Here is an 18,546-nt window from a genome sequence, read left to right on the forward strand (position 1 = left end):
GTGGTTCAGCTCCCACTCTCGCGGTCGGTGCGGCGGATCTCGATACGGTCCTCGCCCGTACCGAAGACGGCGACCGCGGTCGAATGCTCCAGAGCAGCCTTCACCGTGGGCAGGTCCACCGCGTCGCGACGCACGGTGGGCGAGGAGACTATGTAGTCGATGTCCCGCCAGCCGCGCGGCAGGGTCTTGGTGACGGCCGGGTCGAGGTCCGCCTTGTAGAACCAGATGGCGCCCGGTCCGGGTGCAAAGCCGTGGTGAACAGCATCGAGCCAGAGCGCGTCGTCGACGAGGACGCGGGTCTTCGCCGGGTCGGGCACCTCGCGGCCCAGCCAGGCCGCGGCCTGCCGGTAGGGGGCGTTGGCGTCGGCCGTGAGGGCGGTGCGGTTGCCCTCGTACCAGCGGGGCAGCACGTACGCGGCCGCCGCCACCGCGAGGACGCCGACCAGGGTCCGGCGCGCGTACACCAGGGCCCGCCGCTCCCCGGGGCTGCTGCGCCGGCGCAGGACGGCGTGGGTGACGCTGGCCGCGGCGGCGGCGAGGACCAGGGCGAGGAAGGGCAGGGCCTGGATCACGTACATGGCGGGGAGGTAGCCCGAGGGCCGCATCGCCACCACCGCGAGGATCACGGCGGCCAGGGCCGGACCCGCGAGGGCGCGAGCGGTCACCGACCAGCGACGGGTGACCAGCAGCAGGACGGCGCCGGCCAGCCCGCCCAATGGCAGGACGGTGTCGTAGTACAGCCAGGACTCGAAGACCCCGTGGGAGCCGGAGCCGGGGTCGAGGATGAAGCCGGAGCCGGGGCGGCTCATCTGGTAGGTGATGCCGTCGATGAGGGAGACGTGCCCGGCGCCGGGCAGCAGTTCGTCGTTGAGCAGGGCGTACAGCGGGTACGAGAGCCCGATCAGGGCGCAGGCGGTGATGGCTCCGGTGACGGCGAACTTGCGGGTGTCGCGGTGACTGTGGCGCCACATCGTCACCAGCAGCGCCGGGAGCACCACCAGCATCGTCTCCTTGGTCAGGACGGCGGTGGCGGCCGCCAGGCCCGAGCCGAAGTGGTGCCACAGGTGCCGGCTGGGGGACGCGGCGAGGCAGAAGGCCAGCAGCATCCACATCACGGCGAGGTTGTCGAGGAAGATCTCCCGCTGGAGGACCACGGAGAGCGGCGACAGCCCGAACAGCCCCATCGCCAGCCCGGCCGCCCAGCGCGGCAGCCACAGCCGGCGCGCCAGCACGTAGATCAGTACGGAGCTCGCGGCGGAGACGGCCAGCATCGAGAAGCGCATCGGCGCGACCGTCATCCAGTCGGGCACGAGGAGGGACGGCAGCCAGGTCAGGGCGGCGACCTGTATCCAGCCGAGCGGCGGGTGGTCGTACCAGTACGTGTAGTGCGCGAGGCCGTCGCCCTGCTGGACCGCCCACGCCTGGGCGAGGTAGGTGCCCTCGTCGTCGCTCAGGGTCGGGAAGTTCGTGATGTTCCAGCCCTGGACGAGGACGATCACCAGGAGCAGGACCCCGCACAGGATCAGGTCGGGGCGCGAGGAGCGGAAGCGGACCAGCGGGCGGACCGGGGCGGGCGGGCGCGCGCCGGGACCGCCGGCGGTGCCGGTGCCGGTGCTGCCGGGGGCCTCGCCGGGCAGGCGGCGGACGGGGAGCTGCGCGGTGCCCGCCGCTGCGGGCAGTGCTCCGGGCTGGGGATCAGTGGCCGTGGGCACAGTGGCGGTCACCGGTGGCTGTCCTCTCGGGTCGCGGAGGCGGAGGCGCCGGCGGTCTCCAGGTGGGCGCCGGTGTGGCTGGTCAGCTCCCATTCGTTGCGGCCGCGCTGCTCGCGCCAGACCGCCCGGATCGCGGCGCCCGCCAGCATCACCTGGTAGAAGGGCCCGCCGACGATGAGCTTGAGGTAGTGCACGAAGCGCACGCGCAGCCCGTACTGGCGGCCGAAGTCGTGCAGGCCGACGATCTCGAAGACGAAGGTCACCATCGCGGTGATCATGGGGAGGAAGGTGATGATCGCGATGCCGACGGGCACGTCGAGGAAGACGGCGACGGCGAAGTTGACCGGGATGATCACCCCGGAGGTCGCCTGCATGAACGGGGTCATCAGCGTGTAGCGGGCCAGCCAGCGCTGGCCGCGGCCGGGCAGCTGCTGCCAGTCCCTCTTCCGGTAGACCTGCAGGAAGCCCTGGTTCCAGCGGGTGCGCTGCTTGAGCAGGCTCATCAGCGAACCGGGGGTCTCCTCGCGGGTGACCATGTCGGAGTCGTAGGCGACGACCACCTTCTTGCCGACCGAGGAGAGCCGTACGCCCAGGTCGCAGTCCTCGGCGAGGCAGTTCTGGTCCCAGCCGCCGGCCGCGCGCAGCACCTCGGTGCGGACGAAGACGGTGTTGCCGCCGAGCGGGATGAACCCCTTCTCGGCGTGCAGGTGGAGGCGGGAGCGGAACCAGAAGAAGTACTCCAGGCAGTTGCGCAGGCTGTACCAGCTGGAGTGGAAGTTGATGAGCTGGACGCCGCCCTGGACCACGTCGGCACCGGTGGCGCGGAAGGCGTGGTCGACGTGGGAGAGCAGCTGGGGGTGGACCTGGTCCTCGGCGTCGAAGACTCCGACGATGTCGCCCCGGCAGTGCGGGAGGGCGGTGTTGAGGGCCTTCGGCTTGTTCTTGGTCTCGTTGTGGTCGACGACGACCCGTACCCGCTCGGGCGCGCGGGCGGCGGCGCGGTCGGCGACGGCGGCGGTCTCCGGGTCGTCGTGGCCGACGATCACGATGATCTCGTAGTCGGTGTGACCGGACTCCAGGAGCCGGTCGATGGTGTGTTCCAGGACGGCCTGTTCGTGCCGGGCGGGCAGCAGGAGCGAGAAGGCCAGCCGGTCCCCGCCTTCGGGGCGGTCGAAGCGGGTCGAGGCCAGCGTCTCGGGCGTGCGCCAGGCGTGCATCTGCCACCACAGGGTGAAGGCGGCCATCCAGAAGAGCGCAAGAGAAATGGCGGATATAACGACAGAGGTGAACAAACCGTCCCCCACAGACATGCCGCAACCCCAGGCGGCGACCGGCAAACACCCCGGAGACGCGGCGCGGGCCCCCCGGCCCGCCGTCTCCGTTCCCCCTCGTGCGCACCCCCCAGTGCGCGTCTCGGTGACTCCCGAAGACACGAGACTAGGCAGCGCGTGTGAAGCTGAGGCGCTGTCCAGTTAAAAACCACGTTTCCGAGTTGACGTGGGGCAACCGGAATTGACGCTACTCCTGACGTTTCAGGGACGAACCGCACCCAACTGATCAGCCAGCTCGACCGGTTCGGTCGTAGGCCGTGCGCAGACGAAGTGCCGGCACACGTACGCCGTCGGAAGGTCGCGCACGAGTGTGCGCTCGGCCAGAAGGGGGAACTCCCCACCGCTCCCGTCCGCACCGCGCGGCAGTCCGACCGCCACCACCGCCCCGGGAGCCGTCCCCAGCAACGCCGTCCGGTGCAGGGCCGCCGTCGCCGGATCGTCGGGGTGCCCGACCACGGCCACCTCGCGGGGCCCGTCGACGAGCGCCTCCGCCACCGCCAGGCCGTGCCCGATGAAGCGCGGGGCGCGCGGCCCGAGGGCCTGTACCACCCCGAGCGCCCGCTCGGCCGCCTCGCGGTGGGGCTGCGAGCCGGTGTGCGCGGCGTACGAGAGGAGCGCTCCGGCGGCGGCCGTCCAGCCGGAGGGGGCGGCGGTGTCGGTGGGGTCCTGGGGGCGGCGGATCAGCTGCTCGGCGTCGTGCGCGGTGTCGTACAGCGACCCGTCCTCGGCGGTGAACCGGGCCATGACCAGGTCGACGAGGAACCCGGCGAACTCCAGCCACACCCCCTCCCCGGTGACGGAGGCCAGGGTCAGGAACCCCTCGGCGACGTCCCCGTAGTCCTCCAGCACCCCGGCGTTCGCTCCGACGCGCCCGTCCTTGCTGGTCCGCGCCAGCCGGGCCGTGCCCCCCGTCGCGTCGAAGTGCACCCGCACGAGCAGATCGGCGGCCTCGATGGCCCGCTCGACCAGGTCGGGCCGTTCGAAGAAGGCCCCGCACTCGGCGAGGGCGGCGATGGCCAGCCCGTTCCAGGCGGCGACGACCTTGTCGTCCCGCCCGGGCGCGGGCCGCCGGCCGCGCTCCGCCAGCAGCCGCTCCCTGATCGAGGCGATCCGCGCCGCCTCCACCACGGGCCCGTCCTGCGGCAGTTGCAGCACCGACCTGCCGTGCTCGAAGGTCCCCTCCCCGGTGACCCCGAAGTACGCGGCGGCCAGCTCCCCGTCGGCCTCCCCCAGCGCCTCGTCCAACTGGGCGGGCGTCCAGGCGTAGTAGGCCCCCTCGACGTGCCGCCCGCTCTCCGGGTCCTCACTGTCGGCGTCGAGCGCGGAGGCGAACCCGCCCTCCCCGGTGCGCAGTTCCCGCACCATGAAGTCGGCGGTCTCCAGCGCGACCCGCCGCGCGAGGTCCGACCCGGTGGCCCGCCACAGATGCGCATAGACCCGGCACAGCAGCGCGTTGTCGTACAGCATCTTCTCGAAGTGCGGCACGACCCACTCCCGGTCCACGGAGTACCGGGCGAACCCCCCGCCGAGCTGGTCGTAGATCCCGCCCCGGGCCATGGCCTCGCAGGTGTCGGCCGCCATCTGCAGGGCCCCCTCGGACCCGGTCCGGGCGTGGTGGCGCAGCAGGAACTCCAGCACCATGGACGGCGGGAACTTCGGCGCCCCGCCGAACCCGCCGCGCACGGCGTCGTACTCCCGCGTCAGCCCGAGCAGCGCCCGCCCCAGCTCCTCGGGCCCGGGCCGCCCGGCCTTCCCGTAGTCCAGCTGCCGCCCGGCGAGGTCCCGCACGATCCGCTGCGCCACCTCGGCCACCTCCTCGGGCCGCCCGACCCAGGCACCCCGTACGCCTTCGAGCACCTGCATGAAGGAGGGCATGCCGTGCCGGGGCTCGGGCGGGAAGTAGGTGCCGAAGTAGAAGGGCTCGGCGTCGGGCGTGAGGAACACGGTCATGGGCCAGCCGCCCTGCCCGGTCGCCGCCTGCACGGCCTCCATGTAGACGGCGTCGACGTCGGGCCGCTCCTCGCGGTCGACCTTGATGTTGACGAAGTGCTCGTTCATGTAGGCGGCGGTTAGTTCATCTTCGAAGCTTTCGAAGCTAAAAACATGACACCAGTGACAACTCGAATAGCCGACGCTGAGGAGTACAGGCACCCCGCGCTCTCGCGCCTCCGCGAAGGCCTCCGGGGACCAGGGCCACCAGTCGACGGGGTTGTCCGCGTGCTGGAGCAGATACGGCGAGGTCTCATTGGCGAGGCGGTTCGACATGCTCCCATCCTGCCGCACCTCCCGGTTCCCGCCTCGCGACCGGGCCATCACTCCACAGGGTCGGGTACCGCGAGTCGATCAACCCATTTCCACGCCGGAACCACACGGGAATGGTCCCAGGTCCCGCAGCCCTTCTTCCCCGGCGTGATCGTGAGGTGGGTGAAGACGGAGGCAATCACCTTCCTCTTCTCCTCGAAGCCCATGCCGCCCGACCGCCATCGCACCCTCATCGGTTCCGGCAGCCGGATCTTGCCCTCTCCGCCGCGGGGGAAGAGCAGCCTCTCGATTGCCTCCTCCACAAGAGGGCCACTGATGGCGCATCGCCCGCACCCCCGACCCGCCGCACAGGTGTAGTTGTACGGACTCCTGCGGCTCGCCGCCTTGCTGCCACCCAGGAGTTGACCACACACGCCGCCCCCTTCGGCTTCCGCGCCACAGCGCAGGAACCCGCTGGCGAGGTACTTCGGACCGGCTTTGCGGTCGGTCAAGCGCGGGCTGAGCGGCCCCCGGTGCATATGCAGGCTCCCTGCCGCGAAGGTCGCGCATACAGCCGTCCATTGCTCGGGGCTGACGATGGCCTGCCAGGCACCGACCACAGGTCGGTCCGTATCCGGGGCGATCAGCAGCTCCCCCCTGTTGGCGCGAAAGCCGCACACTCTCGGAGCCGTGATGATCTGCGTCACCGTCTGCGGATTGGGGCGCCCGCCACGCGTACCCGTGACACCCAGCGCGACCCACTCCCGCGCCACCTGGCTCATGGACCTCCCGGCTATGCGGTCTTCGATCGCCTTGCGGACCAGCTCCGCCTCCAACGGGTGGAGGGTCAGCCTGTCCTCCAGCCACCCGAACGGCCTCGGGCCGCTGTGCGGCAGTCCGTCCATCGCCCGCGACCAGTGCCAGTCCTGGGTCCGCCGGCTGCGCATCCTCCCCTCGGCGACCGCCCCCTGGAGGGATTCGGCACCTTGCAGGAGGCCGGCCTTGGTGTACGGGTCGCGCAGGCCGTCCCGGCCGACGTACACGCGGCCGGGCTGCGCGGTCAGCGCCGCCATGAACCGGATGAAGTCCTCCGGCCTGCGGTAGAGGCGGTCGTCCGCGACGGCCACGACACCCCACAGGGGCCCGGCCGTGAAGGCGTGGCCACGATGGAGATCGGCCAGCAGGTGGTCGAAGCCGGGACGTTGCCGGTCGCCCTTCGTGGCGTTGCGCGCATTGTCGGTGTAGGTCGCGACGACTACGCAGCCGTGTTCCTTCGCGGTGTGTTCGTTGATGCGGTGCTGGTCACGTACTCCGCGGGCGACGTGCTTCGACGTGTCCTGCGAGGTGCGGGCGTAGGAAGCGACGGGGATCAGGCCGCCTTCGGTGGTGTGGCGCATGAGGTCCATGGCGCGCCCCCTTTTTTCGAGAGTTCGTCCGATGCTCGACTCAACGGACGAACCGCTGGTCGGGTTACGTACCTGTAGGAACCGGCAGCCGGCGGGCCGGGGTGGCCGGACCGCCTGTGCATATATGCGCGCCGATGGCCGTTCGGGGGCCAACTCCCTCTGATCTAGCTCAGATTGCCTCGCGCTGCGGACCGTCGCGCAGGACACTTGGCGCACGTTTGCGGAGCTCTCCGAGGAGGATGCCCATGCGGGACAGCCATCGTGTCGAGGCCGAGCGGGTGCTGGCCCGGGCCGTCGAGGAGGAGGTCCGGCGGGCGGGTGGCGGGGCGGATGCGGAGGGGCTGCTCGCGCGGGGGCGGGAGGCGCTCGACGGGCTGGCCGGGGTGGCGGACGAGGAGTACGCCGCGTACGTGGCCGCCCTGGACGAGGCCGCCGCCGGGGAGCAGTCGCTCGGGGAGGCCTTCCGGCGGGCGAGCAGCGGGACGGCCCTGCTGGTGACGGCCGTCGCCGCGGCGGCCGCCGCCGGGGCGGACCTGGCCTTCGGGGTCGACGCGGGTACGGCGCTCAGCGCGGGCATCGTCGTGGGCGCGGCGGGGGCCGCGACGACGGTGGCCCGGGTGGCGGCGGTGCACGTCCCGGCCGCCAACCGGCGGGCCGGGGCCGCGGGGCGGCCGGGCGGGCCGGAGCAGCTGAGGCTGCAGTGGCTGACGGCGCTGGAGGTGCGCGGGATCCGGCCCTTCCTGGAGCAGGAGCGGGCGGTGGCGGCGGCCACCGCTCCGGCGACCGCGGTACGGGGGCCCGTGCGCGGCCGGGCCGGTTCGGAGGGGCCCGCCGCGGCCGTGCCGCCGCAGCTGCGCGGGGTGGACCGCAGCGCCGAGGCGCGGCGGCGCAGCATGCTGGAGCAGTCGTTCGGGCAACTCCCGGACGCAGATGCCCTGTTCACGGGCCGGCGGGCGGAGCTGACCCGGATCGCGCAGTGGGTGTCGGCGGCCCGGGCCAGTACCGAGACGCGGCCGGTGGTGGTCGTGCTGCACGGCGAGCCGGGGGTGGGGCGTACGGCGCTGGCGCTGCGGGCGGCGCACACCCTGCGGGACCAGTTCCGCGGGGCGTGCGTGGTGGACCTGCGGGGCGGGGCCCCCGCCGCCGGTGAGCCGCCGCTGTCGACGCGGGAGGCCCTGCTGCACCTGCTCAACCGGCTGGGCGCCCCGCGCGAGCAGCTGCTGTTCCGCGAGGGGGCTTCGGCCGAGCACCAGGTGCGCCGGCTCGGGGAGCTGTACCACCAGCACCTCCAGGGGCTGCCGGTGACGGTGGTGCTGGACGACGCGGTGGACCCGGAGCAGGTGCGGGCGCTGGTGCCGGAGCGCTCCGAGAGCCTGGTGCTGGTCACGGCGCGGGAGCCGCTGGAGCTGCCCGCGGACCTGGGGGCCTGGGTGCACCAGCTGCCGGTGGCGCGGCTGGCCGGGCCGGAGGCGGCCGAGGTGCTGCGGGCCGGGGCGCACGCGGCGGGCGAGGCCGCGCCGGGTCCGGCGGCGGAGGCGGGGCTGCTGGAGCTGGCGGCGGGGCTGCCGCTGGCGCTGCGCGTGCTGGCTCCGCTGGGTGCGGCCCGGGCCTCCGACGGGAGCGGGGACGGGGCGGGCGCGCTGGAGCACGCCCTGGAGCTGGCCTACGTACGCCTGCCCGAGGAGCGGCGCCGGCTGCTGCGCCGGCTGACGCTGGCCGGGCGGGCCTCGCTGGGGGCGGCGGCGGCCGCGGCGCTGGCGGACGCGGAGCGGGTGGAGGCCGGGCGGCTGCTGGGCGAGCTGGCCCGGGCGGGCCTGCTGGACCTCGTACGCGGGGAGCGGTACCGGATGCACGACGCGGTCCGCGCGTACGCGGCGGCCCGGCTGGCGGCGGACGAGGACCGGGCGGAGGCGGCCGCCGCGCACGAGCGGCTGATCCGGGACTACGCGCGGCTGGCGGACTCGGTGATCCGGATGGTCGACGGGAAGATGTCGACCCGGGCCAACCACTTCGGGGGGCACGGCTTCCCCTCCCTGGACGCGGCGCTGCGCTGGCTGGACGACGAGTCCAGCTTCATCACGGCGGCGCTGCGGCATTCGGAGGGCGTGGACCAGCAGGCGGTGCTGGACCTGCTGGGGGCGCTGTGCGACTTCTGTCTGCTGCGCGGTGACCTGTACCGGCTGGGCGAGATCAACGAGCTGACGCGGGCGGTGGACCAGGGCCGGCTGAACCGTTCGGTGCAGTGGCGCACGGGTATCGCGGCGCGCCAGCTGGGCGAGCTGGACAAGTCGCGGACGACTCTGACCTCGCTGGTGGACCAGTTCAAGGAGGCCCGGCAGGAGGCGGGCGCGGCCATGGCGCTGCTGTCGCTGGGCATCACCCTGCACCACCAGGGCAACCTGCCGGAGGCGGCGGCCCGGATCCGGGAGGCGCTGGTGCTGCAGGAGCCGGAGGAGCTGGCGGGCGACCGGGCGTGGGCGCTGCACGCGCTGGGCGCGGTCGAGCGGGACCGGGGGAACCTGGCGGAGGCGGTGGCGCTGCTGGAGCGGTCGCTGGCCCTGCACCGGGAGAGCGAGAGCGTGCACGGCGAGGCGTGGGCGCACTTCCAGCTGGGCCAGGTCCACCTGCGCGTCGGGGACGTGTCGCGGGCGGAGGAGGAACTGCTGCTGGCGCTGGGCCTGTACGGGCGGACGCGCGACGACCGGGGCGAGGCCTGGGCGCTGACCCAGCTGGGCCGGGCCCGGGTGGTCGCCGGGGATCCGGAGACGGCGCTGCAGCGGCTGCGGGACGCGCTGGCCCGGCACCGGCTGGCGGAGGACGCGCGGGGCGAGGCGTGGACCCTGTACTACCTGGGGCTGGCGCTGGAGGAGGACGGGGATCTGGACCGGGCGGTACGGGAGCTGGAGCGGGCCCGGACGATGTTCTCCCGGATGCGGGACGTGTACGGGCTGGCGCACGCCCGCTACCACTCGGGGCGGGTGGCGCGCGATCTGCGGGCGGCGCAGACGGGGAACCTGCGCAACTCCGGGTTCGCCCGGCAGCTGCTGGTGGACGCGCGGGCCGACTTCCGGCGGATCGCGCTGGCCCACGGGGAGGGCTGGACCTGCCTGGAGCTGGCGGTGGTGGACGCGGGGAACGCCCGGCTGCCGCAGGCTCTGGCGCTGTGCGAGGAGGCGGGCCGGCTGTTCGCCTCGTACGGGGACCGGCGCGGGGAGGACTGGGCGCGCTTCCTGCGCTGCACGCTGCTGCCGTACGCGGCGCCGGCGGCGGGGGCGGACGAGGCCCTGGCGGAGCTGGCCCGGCTGACGCAGGCCCCGCACCGGCTGCGGGGCGACCGCCTGGAGGAGTGCGTGGAGGCGTACGCGGCGGTGCTGGCGCGGGGCGTGGACCCGGCGGAGGGCTGGCAGGCCTGGCGTCTGGGCCTGGTCCCCGACCTGCGGGCCCGTGAGGTCATGGGGGTGCCGCTGCCGGCCCTGCCGGCGTGAGCACCCGCCCTGCCCGTGCCCGTGCCGGAGCGCCCCGGCCCGCCGGTGTCCGGCGGGCGGGGCGCTCACCCGGCGCGCGGGGTCAGGCCTTGGAGCCCTCGGCGGACGCGGCCGGAGCCGCGCCGGCGGCCGCCGGCTCCGGGGCCTCCTCGAAGTCGACCCGTCCCATGTGCTTGCTCATCGACTTCATCAGGCCCCACACGCCGAGGGCGAGGGCCGCGAACACGATGAACCCGAGAAGACCCGGGGTCACCTTGTTCTTGTCGAAGGTGTCGGCGGCCAGCGGAACGAGCTGGGTGACTGCTGTCTGCATAGCGCTCATAGCTAGGCATTCTCCCGGATGCCCGCGAAGAGGTCGGACTCGGGGAGGGAGGTGTCGACGAGCGACTTCGCGAGCTCGTACTCCTCCGTGGGCCAGACCTCCTTCTGGATCTCCATCGGGACGCGGAACCAGCCGCCGTCGGGGTCGATCTGCGTGGCGTGCGCGATGAGGGCCTTGTCGCGGATCTCGAAGAAGTCCGAGCAGGGCACGTGCGTGGTCAGGGTCCGCTCCTTGCGCTCGAACTCCTTCCACCGCTCCAGCCACTCCCCGTAGGGGGACTCCAGGCCGCGCGCGAGGAGCGCCTCGTGCAGCGCGATGGTGCGGGGCTTGTTGAAGCCCTGGTTGTAGTAGAGCTTCTGCGGCTGGTACGGGGCGCCGTACTCGGCCTCGGGGAACTTGTCGGTGTCGGCCGCGCCGTCGAAGGCCACCATCGTGATCTTGTGGGTCATGATGTGGTCGGGGTGCGGGTAGCCGCCGTTCTCGTCGTAGGTGGTGATGACCTGCGGCTTGAAGGCGCGGATCTTCTTCACCAGCTCGCCGGCGGCCTCCTCCACGTCCGCGAGGGCGAAGCAGCCCTCGGGCAGCGGCGGCAGCGGGTCGCCCTCGGGCAGGCCGGAGTCCACGTAGCCGAGCCACTCCTGCTCGATGCCGAGGATCTCGCGCGCCTCGTCCATCTCCTTGGCGCGTACCTCGTGGATGTTCTCCTCGATGTACTTGTCGCCCTGGAGCTTGGGGTTCAGTACGGAGCCGCGCTCACCGCCGGTGCAGGTCACCACCAGGACGGGCACACCCTCGGACACGTACTTGGCCATCGTGGCCGCGCCCTTGCTCGACTCGTCGTCGGGGTGGGCATGGACGGCCATCAGTCGAAGCTGCTCGGTCAAGACAGGATCCTCTGTGATTCGGCGCGACGGTCAACCTCTATATTGACCGAATCGGGGGACGGAAAATTCCTGGGTGCCTCACCCTCCCCAGCGAGAGGAATCGATCATGAGCGCGGTGCGCGAAGGGCTCCCGGAAGGCCGCTACGGGCGGTCGGCGGACGAGCGGGCGGACCGGAAGCTCAAGATCGTCGGCTCGGTGCTCGGGGTCGGTCTGCTGGCCGTCGTCGGATGGATCGGCTGGGACTACGTCGGCGGGCAGAGCGTCAGCGCCGAGGTGATCAAGTTCCAGATCGTCTCCGACAACGAGGTGAAGGTGCACCTGGAGGTCCGCAAGGACGCCTCGGTCACCGGTGTCTGCACCCTCGGCTCCCAGGACGAGGACCACAGCGAGGTGGGCCGCGCGGACTTCACCTTCGCGCAGAAGTCGACGCGTGTGGACGAGGTGGTCACGCTGAAGACCACCGGCCGCGCCACCATGATCGATCTGGTCGGCTGCCAGGCTGCGGGCACCGCCCGCTGAGCGACACCCCGCCCGGAGCCGTAGGGCAAGATCACGTACGCGCTTAGCATGTGCACGCCATCCCCCGTGCCCTGTCCAGCCGACGGAAGATCTCCATGCGCTTCAAGCGGACCCTGACCGCGACCGCAGTCGCAGCCTCACTCCTCACCCTCGCCACCGCCTGCGAGGACCCCGCCAAGGCGGGACCGCCCGCCGCCCCGCCCTCCGCGACGGCCGGAGCCCCGGCCCAGGCCTCCCCCGCGGCCGACGCCGCCGCGCCGGCCTCACTGGCCGAGGTGCAGGCCTACCTCCAGAAGTTCACCTCCTGCGAGCGCCTGGGCACGGACCCGAAGGACGACCGGCTGCCGGCCACCGACGACACGAAGGACGGCAACTGGGCCGTTGCCGAGCGCGGCGTCTGCACGGACGTCAAGCGGCACGGCGACATCCTGATCTACCGGGTCTCGGACATGAAGACCTTCCAGCAGGCCTACTACGACCACACCATGAAGATGATCGAGCAGGGCGACGGCGGCTTCGGCAACTTCAGCCGGACGATCGTCGGCAAGGGCTTCGTGGTCGTCCCGACGAAGACCAAGACCGCCGTGGACCTGGTCAACTCCGACCTGCGCATCCTGACCTGCAACCCGGGCTTCGCCGTACCGGCCGGCTACAAGAGGGAGAAGCCCCTGGTCGACCACTGCGGCCTCACCGACTTCGTCAGCAGCAAGGACGGCGACGGCAGCAAGAACCTGGAGGAGCCGCACGACCCCTCCACCGAGGGGCCGGAGGTGCCGGGCCAGCCGGCCACCGGCAGCCTGGGGCTGGCGAGCGCGGGGAGCATGGCCGAGCTGAAGAAGCTCGTCCACCCCCTCTACATCGACTGCACGGAGATGACCGTCACCGACGAGCACGTCCAGTCGATCGACTACAAGCCGGTCGTCGACAGGGAGGGCCCGGCCGCCTGGGGCGTCAAGGAGCGGGCGGTCTGCGGGAAGCTCGGCGGGGCGCAGCGCGCGCACGACCTGAACTGGCTGGACACCGTCAGTGACATGAAGACCCTGCAGTCCAAGGCCAAGGCGGCCCAGCTGGCCGACCTGAAGGACGACGGCCGCATCCTGGCCACCCAGAACAAGCTGCTGGTCGGCACCAACATCGCCGTGGAGGTCAACAGAAAGGCCAACCTGAACGGGCTGTACCAGCTCCAGTTCCTGTACCTGAACTGCGAGCCCGGCTTCACCGCCCCGGCGGGCTACCGGCTGGAGCGGGCTCAGGTCGACGGCTGCGTGCTGACGAACTTCGAGCGCTGAGCCCGCGCGGTGCGCTCGCGGGGGGCGCGGGGGCGGGACGCAATGACACACTTCATACACATCGTGTCCTCCCCCTTTTCTTCCCGAATTGTTAGGCTCGTGGTTTCGCCCGCCACTGGCGGCTATGTAGTCCCCTGTACCGACGAGGAGCACCCGTGACCCAGACGAGCGAGAGCGTCACCTGGCTGACCCAGGCGGCGTACGACCAGCTGAAGGCCGAGCTGGACTACCTCTCTGGTCCCGCACGCACGGAGATCGCCATGAAGATCGCGGCTGCCCGCGAGGAGGGCGACCTGCGCGAGAACGGCGGCTACCACGCGGCCAAGGAGGAGCAGGGCAAGCAGGAGCTCCGCGTCCGCCAGCTCACCCAGCTCCTGGAGAACGCGAAGGTCGGCACCGCGCCCACGACGGCCGAGGGCGAGGTCGCCCCGGGCATGCTCGTGACCATCGCCTTCGACGGCGACGAGGACGACACGCTGGAGTTCCTGCTGGCCTCCCGCGAGTACGCCTCCAGCGAGTTCGAGACCTACTCGCCGCAGTCCCCGCTGGGTGCGGGCGTGCTGGGCAAGAAGGTCGGCGAGGACGCCCAGTACGAGCTGCCGAACGGCAAGAAGGCCACCGTCAAGGTCATGGCCGTCAAGCCCTTCAACGGCTGACCGGCCCCTTTACGAGGACGCCTGACGAGGACGTACGCGCGAGCCCCCGCCGGACCGGCCGGTTCCGGCGGGGGCTCGCGCATGTGCGCGGCCGCCTCAGGCGGTGGCCGAGCGGTACTTGCGGACCGCGAGGGTGCGGAAGACCGCGATGATCAGCAGGGACCACAGGACCGACGCGAGGACCGGGTGCTGCATGGGCCAGGCCGCGGGCACCGGGTAGCCCTCGGGGAGGTTGCCGAACAGCTCGCGGGCCGCCTGGACGGTCGCGCTGAAGGGGTTCCACTCCGCGATGTGCCGCAGGAACGCCGGCATGTTCTCGGAGGGGACGAAGGCGTTCGAGATGAACGTCAGCGGGAAGAGCCAGATCAGCCCGCCCGAGGTGGCCGCCTCCGGGGTGCGCACCGTCAGGCCGATCAGGGCGCCGATCCAGGAGAAGGCGTAGCCGAGCAGGAGCAGCAGGGCGAAGCCGACGAGGACCTTGCCGATGTTCTCGTGGGTGCGCCAGCCGACGATCAGGGCCACGACCGCCAGGACGACCACGGTCAGCGCGGTCTGGACGAGGTCGGCGAGGGTGCGGCCGGTGAGGACCGCGCCGCGGGCCATGGGCAGGGAGCGGAAGCGGTCGATCAGGCCCTTGTGCATGTCGTCCGCGATGCCGGCGCCCGCGCCGGCGGTGGCGAAGGTGACGGTCTGGGCGAAGATGCCGGCCATCAGGAACTCGCGGTAGGCGTCGGGCGAGGTGCTGCCGCCGACGGCGATCGAGCCGCCGAAGACGTAGCTGAACAGCACGACGAACATCACCGGCTGGACCAGTCCGAACACCACGACTTCGGGTATCCGGGACATCCTGATGAGGTTCCGCCGGGCTATGACCAGGGAGTCCCGCACGCTCTGGACGATGCCGCCGCCGGGGCGGGGGGCCGCGCGTTCCGTACCCGGGAAGGTGGTGGTCACCGAGCTGCCCTCCTGCTGCCGTTGCCGTTGCCCTCGGTCAGTTCGGCCGCGTGGCCGGTGAGGGAGATGAACACGTCGTCGAGGGTGGGGCGGCGCAGGCCGATGTCGTCGATCTCGATGCCCCGCAGGTCCAGCTCGCGGATGACCTCGGCGAGCAGCTTGGCGCCGCCCTGCACGGGGACGGTGAGCTTGCGGGTGTGCTCCTCGACGGTGGTCTCGCCGCGGCCGAAGCCGGTGAGGACCTCGCGGGCGGTGGTGATGTGCTCGCGGGCGTGGACGACGACCTCGACGCGTTCGCCGCCGGTCTGGGCCTTGAGCTGGTCGGAGGTGCCTCGGGCGATGACCCGGCCGTGGTCGACCACGCAGATGTCGTGGGCGAGGCGGTCGGCCTCCTCCAGGTACTGGGTGGTCAGCAGGAGGGTGGTGCCCCCGGCGACGAGTTCCTCGATGACGTCCCACAGGGCCTGGCGGTTGCGCGGGTCGAGGCCGGTGGTGGGCTCGTCCATGAACATCACCGGCGGGCGGACGACGAGGGCGGCGGCGAGGTCGAGGCGCCTGCGCATGCCGCCGGAGTAGGTCTTGGCGGTGCGGTCCGCGGCCTCGTCGAGGTTGAAGCGTTCCAGCAGCTCGACGGCGCGGGCCTTGGCCGCCCTGCCGCTCATCTGGTAGAGCTGGCCGACCATCTGGAGGTTCTCTCGGCCGGTGAGGTACTCGTCGACGGCGGCGAACTGGCCGGAGAGGCCGATGGAGCGGCGGACCTCGTTGGGGTGTTTGAGCACGTCGATCCCGGCGACGACGGCGCGGCCGCTGTCGGGCTGGAGGAGGGTGGTCAGGACGCGCACGGTCGTGGTCTTGCCCGCGCCGTTCGGGCCGAGGAGGCCCAGCACGGTTCCCTCGGGGACGTCGAGGTCCACGCCGTCCAGTGCCCGTACGTCGCCGAAGGTCTTGACCAGGGCTTCGGCGTATATGGCGCCCGGCATACGGATTCTCCCAGCGATCGATCAAACGAATCGGGGCAATACCAGTCAAATCCTAGGTGCGCCGGGCAGGGGTTGCCCGGCGCACCGCACCCTATCGCGTCATATCGCGTTGCGCCATGCTCCGGACGCACGGACCTGTGTTCTCAGCCCATCACCCGGTACCCCGCGCCGTGCAGGGTCCGCGCGACCTCCTTGCAGTGCTCGGGCCCCTTGGTCTCCAGGTGCAGCTCCACCTCGACCTCGGTGAGCCCGAGCCGGGGGTCGGTCCGTACGTGGCTGACGTCCAGCACGTTGGCGTCCACCGTCGACAGCACCCCCAGCAGCCCCGCCAGCGCCCCCGGCGCGTCCGCCACCCGCAGCCGCAGCGACAGGTAGCGGCCGGCCGCCGCCATGCCGTGGCGCAGGATCCGCTGGAGCAGCAGCGGATCCACGTTCCCGCCGGACAGGACGGCGACCACCGGCCCGCCCGCGTACCGCTCCGGCTCGCTCAGCAGCGCGGCCACCGGGGCGCAGCCGGCCGGCTCGACGACCAGCTTGGCCCGCTCCAGGCACAGCAGCAGGGCGCTGGACAGGGCGTCCTCCGACACCGTCCGCACGTCGTCCAGCAGCTCGCCGATGATCGCGAAGGGCACGTCGCCGGGGCGGCCGACCTTGATGCCGTCGGCCATCGTGACGGGGCGGTCGATGGACACCGGGTGGCCGACCTGGAGCGAGGGCGGGTACGCGGCCGCGCCCGCCGCCTGCACGCCGATCACCTTCACGTCCGGGCGCAGCGCCTTGACGGCCACCGCGATGCCCGCGGCCAGCCCTCCGCCGCCGACGCCCACCAGGATCGTGCGCACCTCGGGGCACTGCTCCAGGATCTCCAGGCCGACGGTGCCCTGGCCGGCGATGATGTCGCGGTGGTCGAAGGGGTGGATGAACACCGCCCCGGTGCGGTCCGCGTACTCCTGGGCGGCGGCCAGGGTCTCGTCGACGACCTGCCCCTCCAGCCGCACCTCGGCCCCGTACTCCCGGGTGGCGGCCACCTTGGGCAGCGGGGCGCCGACCGGCATGAACACCGTGGAGCGGACCCCGAGCAGGGAGGAGGCCAGCGCCACGCCCTGGGCGTGGTTGCCGGCGCTGGCCGCGACGACCCCGGCGGCGCGCTGCTCGGGGCGCAGGCCCGCGATGCGCACGTACGCGCCGCGCAGCTTGAAGGAGCCGGTGCGCTGGAGGTTCTCGCACTTGAGGTGGACCGGGGCGCCCACGAGGGAGGAGAGGTGCCTGCTGCCCTCCATCGCGGTCACCCGGGACACCCCGGACAGCATCTTCTGAGCCCCCCGGACGTCGTCGAGGATGACCTGGGGGACGGGCTGCACGCGGTAGTTCATGCGGCCAGTCTCGCAGCCCCCGGGGGCCCCGGCTCAGGGATGGACGGGTCGTCCGCGGGGCCTTGAGGGGGGCGGCGGCCAGGCCCGCGGGCAGGGGCGAAATCTCGCCATCCGGGATGCGCCGGGGGCTGTCGCGCCTACGGGGCGTATCAGTTGTCAAACGCGGCGTACGAGCCGCCGCAGGGCCGCGTACTCTGTCCCCCATCCTTGTCGGCCCCACGCGAAGAGAGCCACGGCCATGCCCTCCATCCCGGCCAGTTCCGACCTGCCCACGGCGGCCGAAGCGCCCGCCGGATCCGGACTCCTCGACGCGCTCCAGCACCAGGTGGCCGTCTTCGCCCGCCGGGCCGAGCAGACCCGCCTGGGCGGGGTCGGCCAGGCGCGCAACTCGATGGACCGCGCCGCGTACCTGCTGCTGAACCGGCTCGACCTCGAAGGCCCGATGGGCGTCAAGGCGCTCGCGGGCGGCATGGGCATCGACTCCTCGACCGTCACCCGTCAGGTGGCCCCGCTGGTCGACGCCGGGCTGGTCAAGCGCACCTCGCACCCCGAGGACGGCCGGGCCGTGGTCCTCGCGCTGTCCCCGCGCGGGCTGGCGCGGCTGGAGGAGGTCCGCTCCTCGCGGCGCGAGCTGATGGCCCGGGTGACGGAGGGCTGGGCGGAGGAGGAGCGCGAGGTGTTCACGGCGCTGCTGACGCGCTTCAACGGCTCGCTGTCGGAGCTGATGTCCGCCACCTCCGAGGGCGGCCCCGCCTCCTGACGGAGCACGCGATCCCGCCGCGTCCCACCCCTTGACCGGGGTGGTGCCGCAGGCCGCACCATGTGTGCTGTGGACCGGCGTTCGGGGCGCGACCCGGAGTTCGAGGCCTTCGTCGCGGGCGCGGCGGGGCGGCTCCTGCACGTCGCGGTCCTGCTGACGGCCGAGCCCCCGGCGCAGGCGTACGCCGCGCACCGCATCCTCGCGGGCGCGCTGGCCCGTACGTACGCGCACTGGGAGCGGCTGCGCGGCGACGACCCGTACGACCACACCCGCCAGGAGGTCTGCGCCGCGTACGCGCGCACCGCGCGGCGGCTGCCGGCCGGGAGCGGGATCCTCGCGCCGCTGAACCCGGCGCAGCGGCTGGTGCTGGTCATGCGGGTCTACGAGGGGGTCGCCGAGGAGGTCACGGCCGCGCAGCTGGGGCTGGCGCCGGAGCGGGTCGAGGCCCTGCGCAACCGGGCGGTGGCCACCCTGCGCGAGGCGGCGCGGCCCGCGGCGGAGTCGGGGGCGGCGTGAACGCCTACGACCGCTACGACCGCAAGGAGAAGCAGGTCAGGCAGCTGCTGGAGGGCCCGCACCCGGCGGTGCCGGCCGGTCTGGCGAGGGCCGCCGCCGCCCCCGCGCGGCGGCGGC

15 protein-coding genes are annotated in these 18,546 nt (G+C 72.6%); 6 read left to right on the forward strand and 9 right to left on the reverse strand.

Annotated features, from left to right (window positions below):
* Positions 1-5: 5 nt before the first annotated feature.
* The 4 genes from AB0F18_RS11080 to AB0F18_RS11095 form a co-directional block, all read right to left on the reverse strand.
* Positions 6-1,556 carry a phospholipid carrier-dependent glycosyltransferase gene (locus tag AB0F18_RS11080; protein ID WP_362057603.1) on the reverse strand — a complete coding sequence of 517 codons (1,551 nt, stop codon included), beginning with the start codon at positions 1,554-1,556 and terminating at the stop codon, positions 6-8.
* 164 nt (positions 1,557-1,720) lie between these two features.
* Positions 1,721-3,004, reverse strand: coding sequence for a glycosyltransferase (locus tag AB0F18_RS11085; protein WP_362057554.1), 1,284 nt, complete (start codon positions 3,002-3,004; stop codon positions 1,721-1,723).
* 240 nt (positions 3,005-3,244) lie between these two features.
* Positions 3,245-5,308, reverse strand: a complete 2,064-nt coding sequence (locus tag AB0F18_RS11090; protein ID WP_362057557.1) for a thioredoxin domain-containing protein — start codon at positions 5,306-5,308, stop codon at positions 3,245-3,247.
* 47 nt (positions 5,309-5,355) lie between these two features.
* A complete protein-coding gene (locus AB0F18_RS11095) occupies positions 5,356-6,690 on the reverse strand; it encodes a recombinase family protein (RefSeq protein WP_362057560.1) in 1,335 nt (444 codons plus the stop codon).
* 245 nt (positions 6,691-6,935) lie between these two features.
* Between AB0F18_RS11095 and AB0F18_RS11100 the strand changes: the two genes are divergently transcribed.
* Positions 6,936-10,175 (forward strand): tetratricopeptide repeat protein, encoded by a 3,240-nt coding sequence (locus AB0F18_RS11100; protein WP_362057563.1) that lies wholly within the window; start codon positions 6,936-6,938, stop codon positions 10,173-10,175.
* An 82-nt stretch (positions 10,176-10,257) separates the two neighbouring features.
* Here AB0F18_RS11100 and AB0F18_RS11105 read toward each other — a convergent pair whose 3' ends face one another.
* Both AB0F18_RS11105 and mca read right to left on the reverse strand, forming a co-directional pair.
* Positions 10,258-10,497 (reverse strand): hypothetical protein, encoded by a 240-nt coding sequence (locus tag AB0F18_RS11105; RefSeq protein ID WP_362057566.1) that lies wholly within the window; start codon positions 10,495-10,497, stop codon positions 10,258-10,260.
* A gap of 2 nt (positions 10,498-10,499) precedes the next feature.
* Positions 10,500-11,381, reverse strand: coding sequence for a mycothiol conjugate amidase Mca (gene mca, locus AB0F18_RS11110; RefSeq protein ID WP_344164070.1), 882 nt, complete (start codon positions 11,379-11,381; stop codon positions 10,500-10,502).
* A gap of 106 nt (positions 11,382-11,487) precedes the next feature.
* Between mca and AB0F18_RS11115 the strand changes: the two genes are divergently transcribed.
* From AB0F18_RS11115 to greA, 3 genes are all read left to right on the forward strand, one after another.
* The gene (locus AB0F18_RS11115) at positions 11,488-11,901 is read left to right on the forward strand and encodes a DUF4307 domain-containing protein (RefSeq protein ID WP_362057570.1); all 414 of its coding nucleotides are present in this window, start codon (positions 11,488-11,490) and stop codon (positions 11,899-11,901) included.
* Positions 11,902-11,996: 95 nt separating this feature from the next.
* Positions 11,997-13,190 carry a hypothetical protein gene (locus tag AB0F18_RS11120; RefSeq protein ID WP_362057573.1) on the forward strand — a complete coding sequence of 398 codons (1,194 nt, stop codon included), beginning with the start codon at positions 11,997-11,999 and terminating at the stop codon, positions 13,188-13,190.
* 155 nt (positions 13,191-13,345) lie between these two features.
* Positions 13,346-13,846, forward strand: a complete 501-nt coding sequence (greA, locus tag AB0F18_RS11125; RefSeq protein WP_362057576.1) for a transcription elongation factor GreA — start codon at positions 13,346-13,348, stop codon at positions 13,844-13,846.
* 96 nt (positions 13,847-13,942) lie between these two features.
* Here greA and AB0F18_RS11130 read toward each other — a convergent pair whose 3' ends face one another.
* The 3 genes from AB0F18_RS11130 to ilvA form a co-directional block, all read right to left on the reverse strand.
* Positions 13,943-14,800: an ABC transporter permease gene (locus AB0F18_RS11130; RefSeq protein WP_362057579.1), complete on the reverse strand. Its 858-nt coding sequence runs from the start codon at positions 14,798-14,800 to the stop codon at positions 13,943-13,945.
* Entirely contained in the window at positions 14,797-15,780 is a 984-nt protein-coding gene (locus AB0F18_RS11135; RefSeq protein WP_362057582.1) for an ATP-binding cassette domain-containing protein, read from the reverse strand. The genes AB0F18_RS11130 and AB0F18_RS11135 overlap by 4 nt, the downstream gene beginning before the upstream one ends.
* A gap of 143 nt (positions 15,781-15,923) precedes the next feature.
* Positions 15,924-17,153 carry a threonine ammonia-lyase gene (ilvA, locus tag AB0F18_RS11140; RefSeq protein WP_362057585.1) on the reverse strand — a complete coding sequence of 410 codons (1,230 nt, stop codon included), beginning with the start codon at positions 17,151-17,153 and terminating at the stop codon, positions 15,924-15,926.
* A 238-nt stretch (positions 17,154-17,391) separates the two neighbouring features.
* Between ilvA and AB0F18_RS11145 the strand changes: the two genes are divergently transcribed.
* Positions 17,392-17,913, forward strand: coding sequence for a MarR family transcriptional regulator (locus tag AB0F18_RS11145; protein ID WP_362057588.1), 522 nt, complete (start codon positions 17,392-17,394; stop codon positions 17,911-17,913).
* 60 nt (positions 17,914-17,973) lie between these two features.
* Positions 17,974-18,429 carry a sigma factor-like helix-turn-helix DNA-binding protein gene (locus tag AB0F18_RS11150; RefSeq protein ID WP_362057591.1) on the forward strand — a complete coding sequence of 152 codons (456 nt, stop codon included), beginning with the start codon at positions 17,974-17,976 and terminating at the stop codon, positions 18,427-18,429.
* Positions 18,430-18,546: the final 117 nt, after the last annotated feature.

Origin of the sequence: Streptomyces sp. NPDC029216, from assembly GCF_040648015.1 — a bacterium.
Classification (GTDB): Bacteria; Actinomycetota; Actinomycetes; order Streptomycetales; family Streptomycetaceae; genus Streptomyces.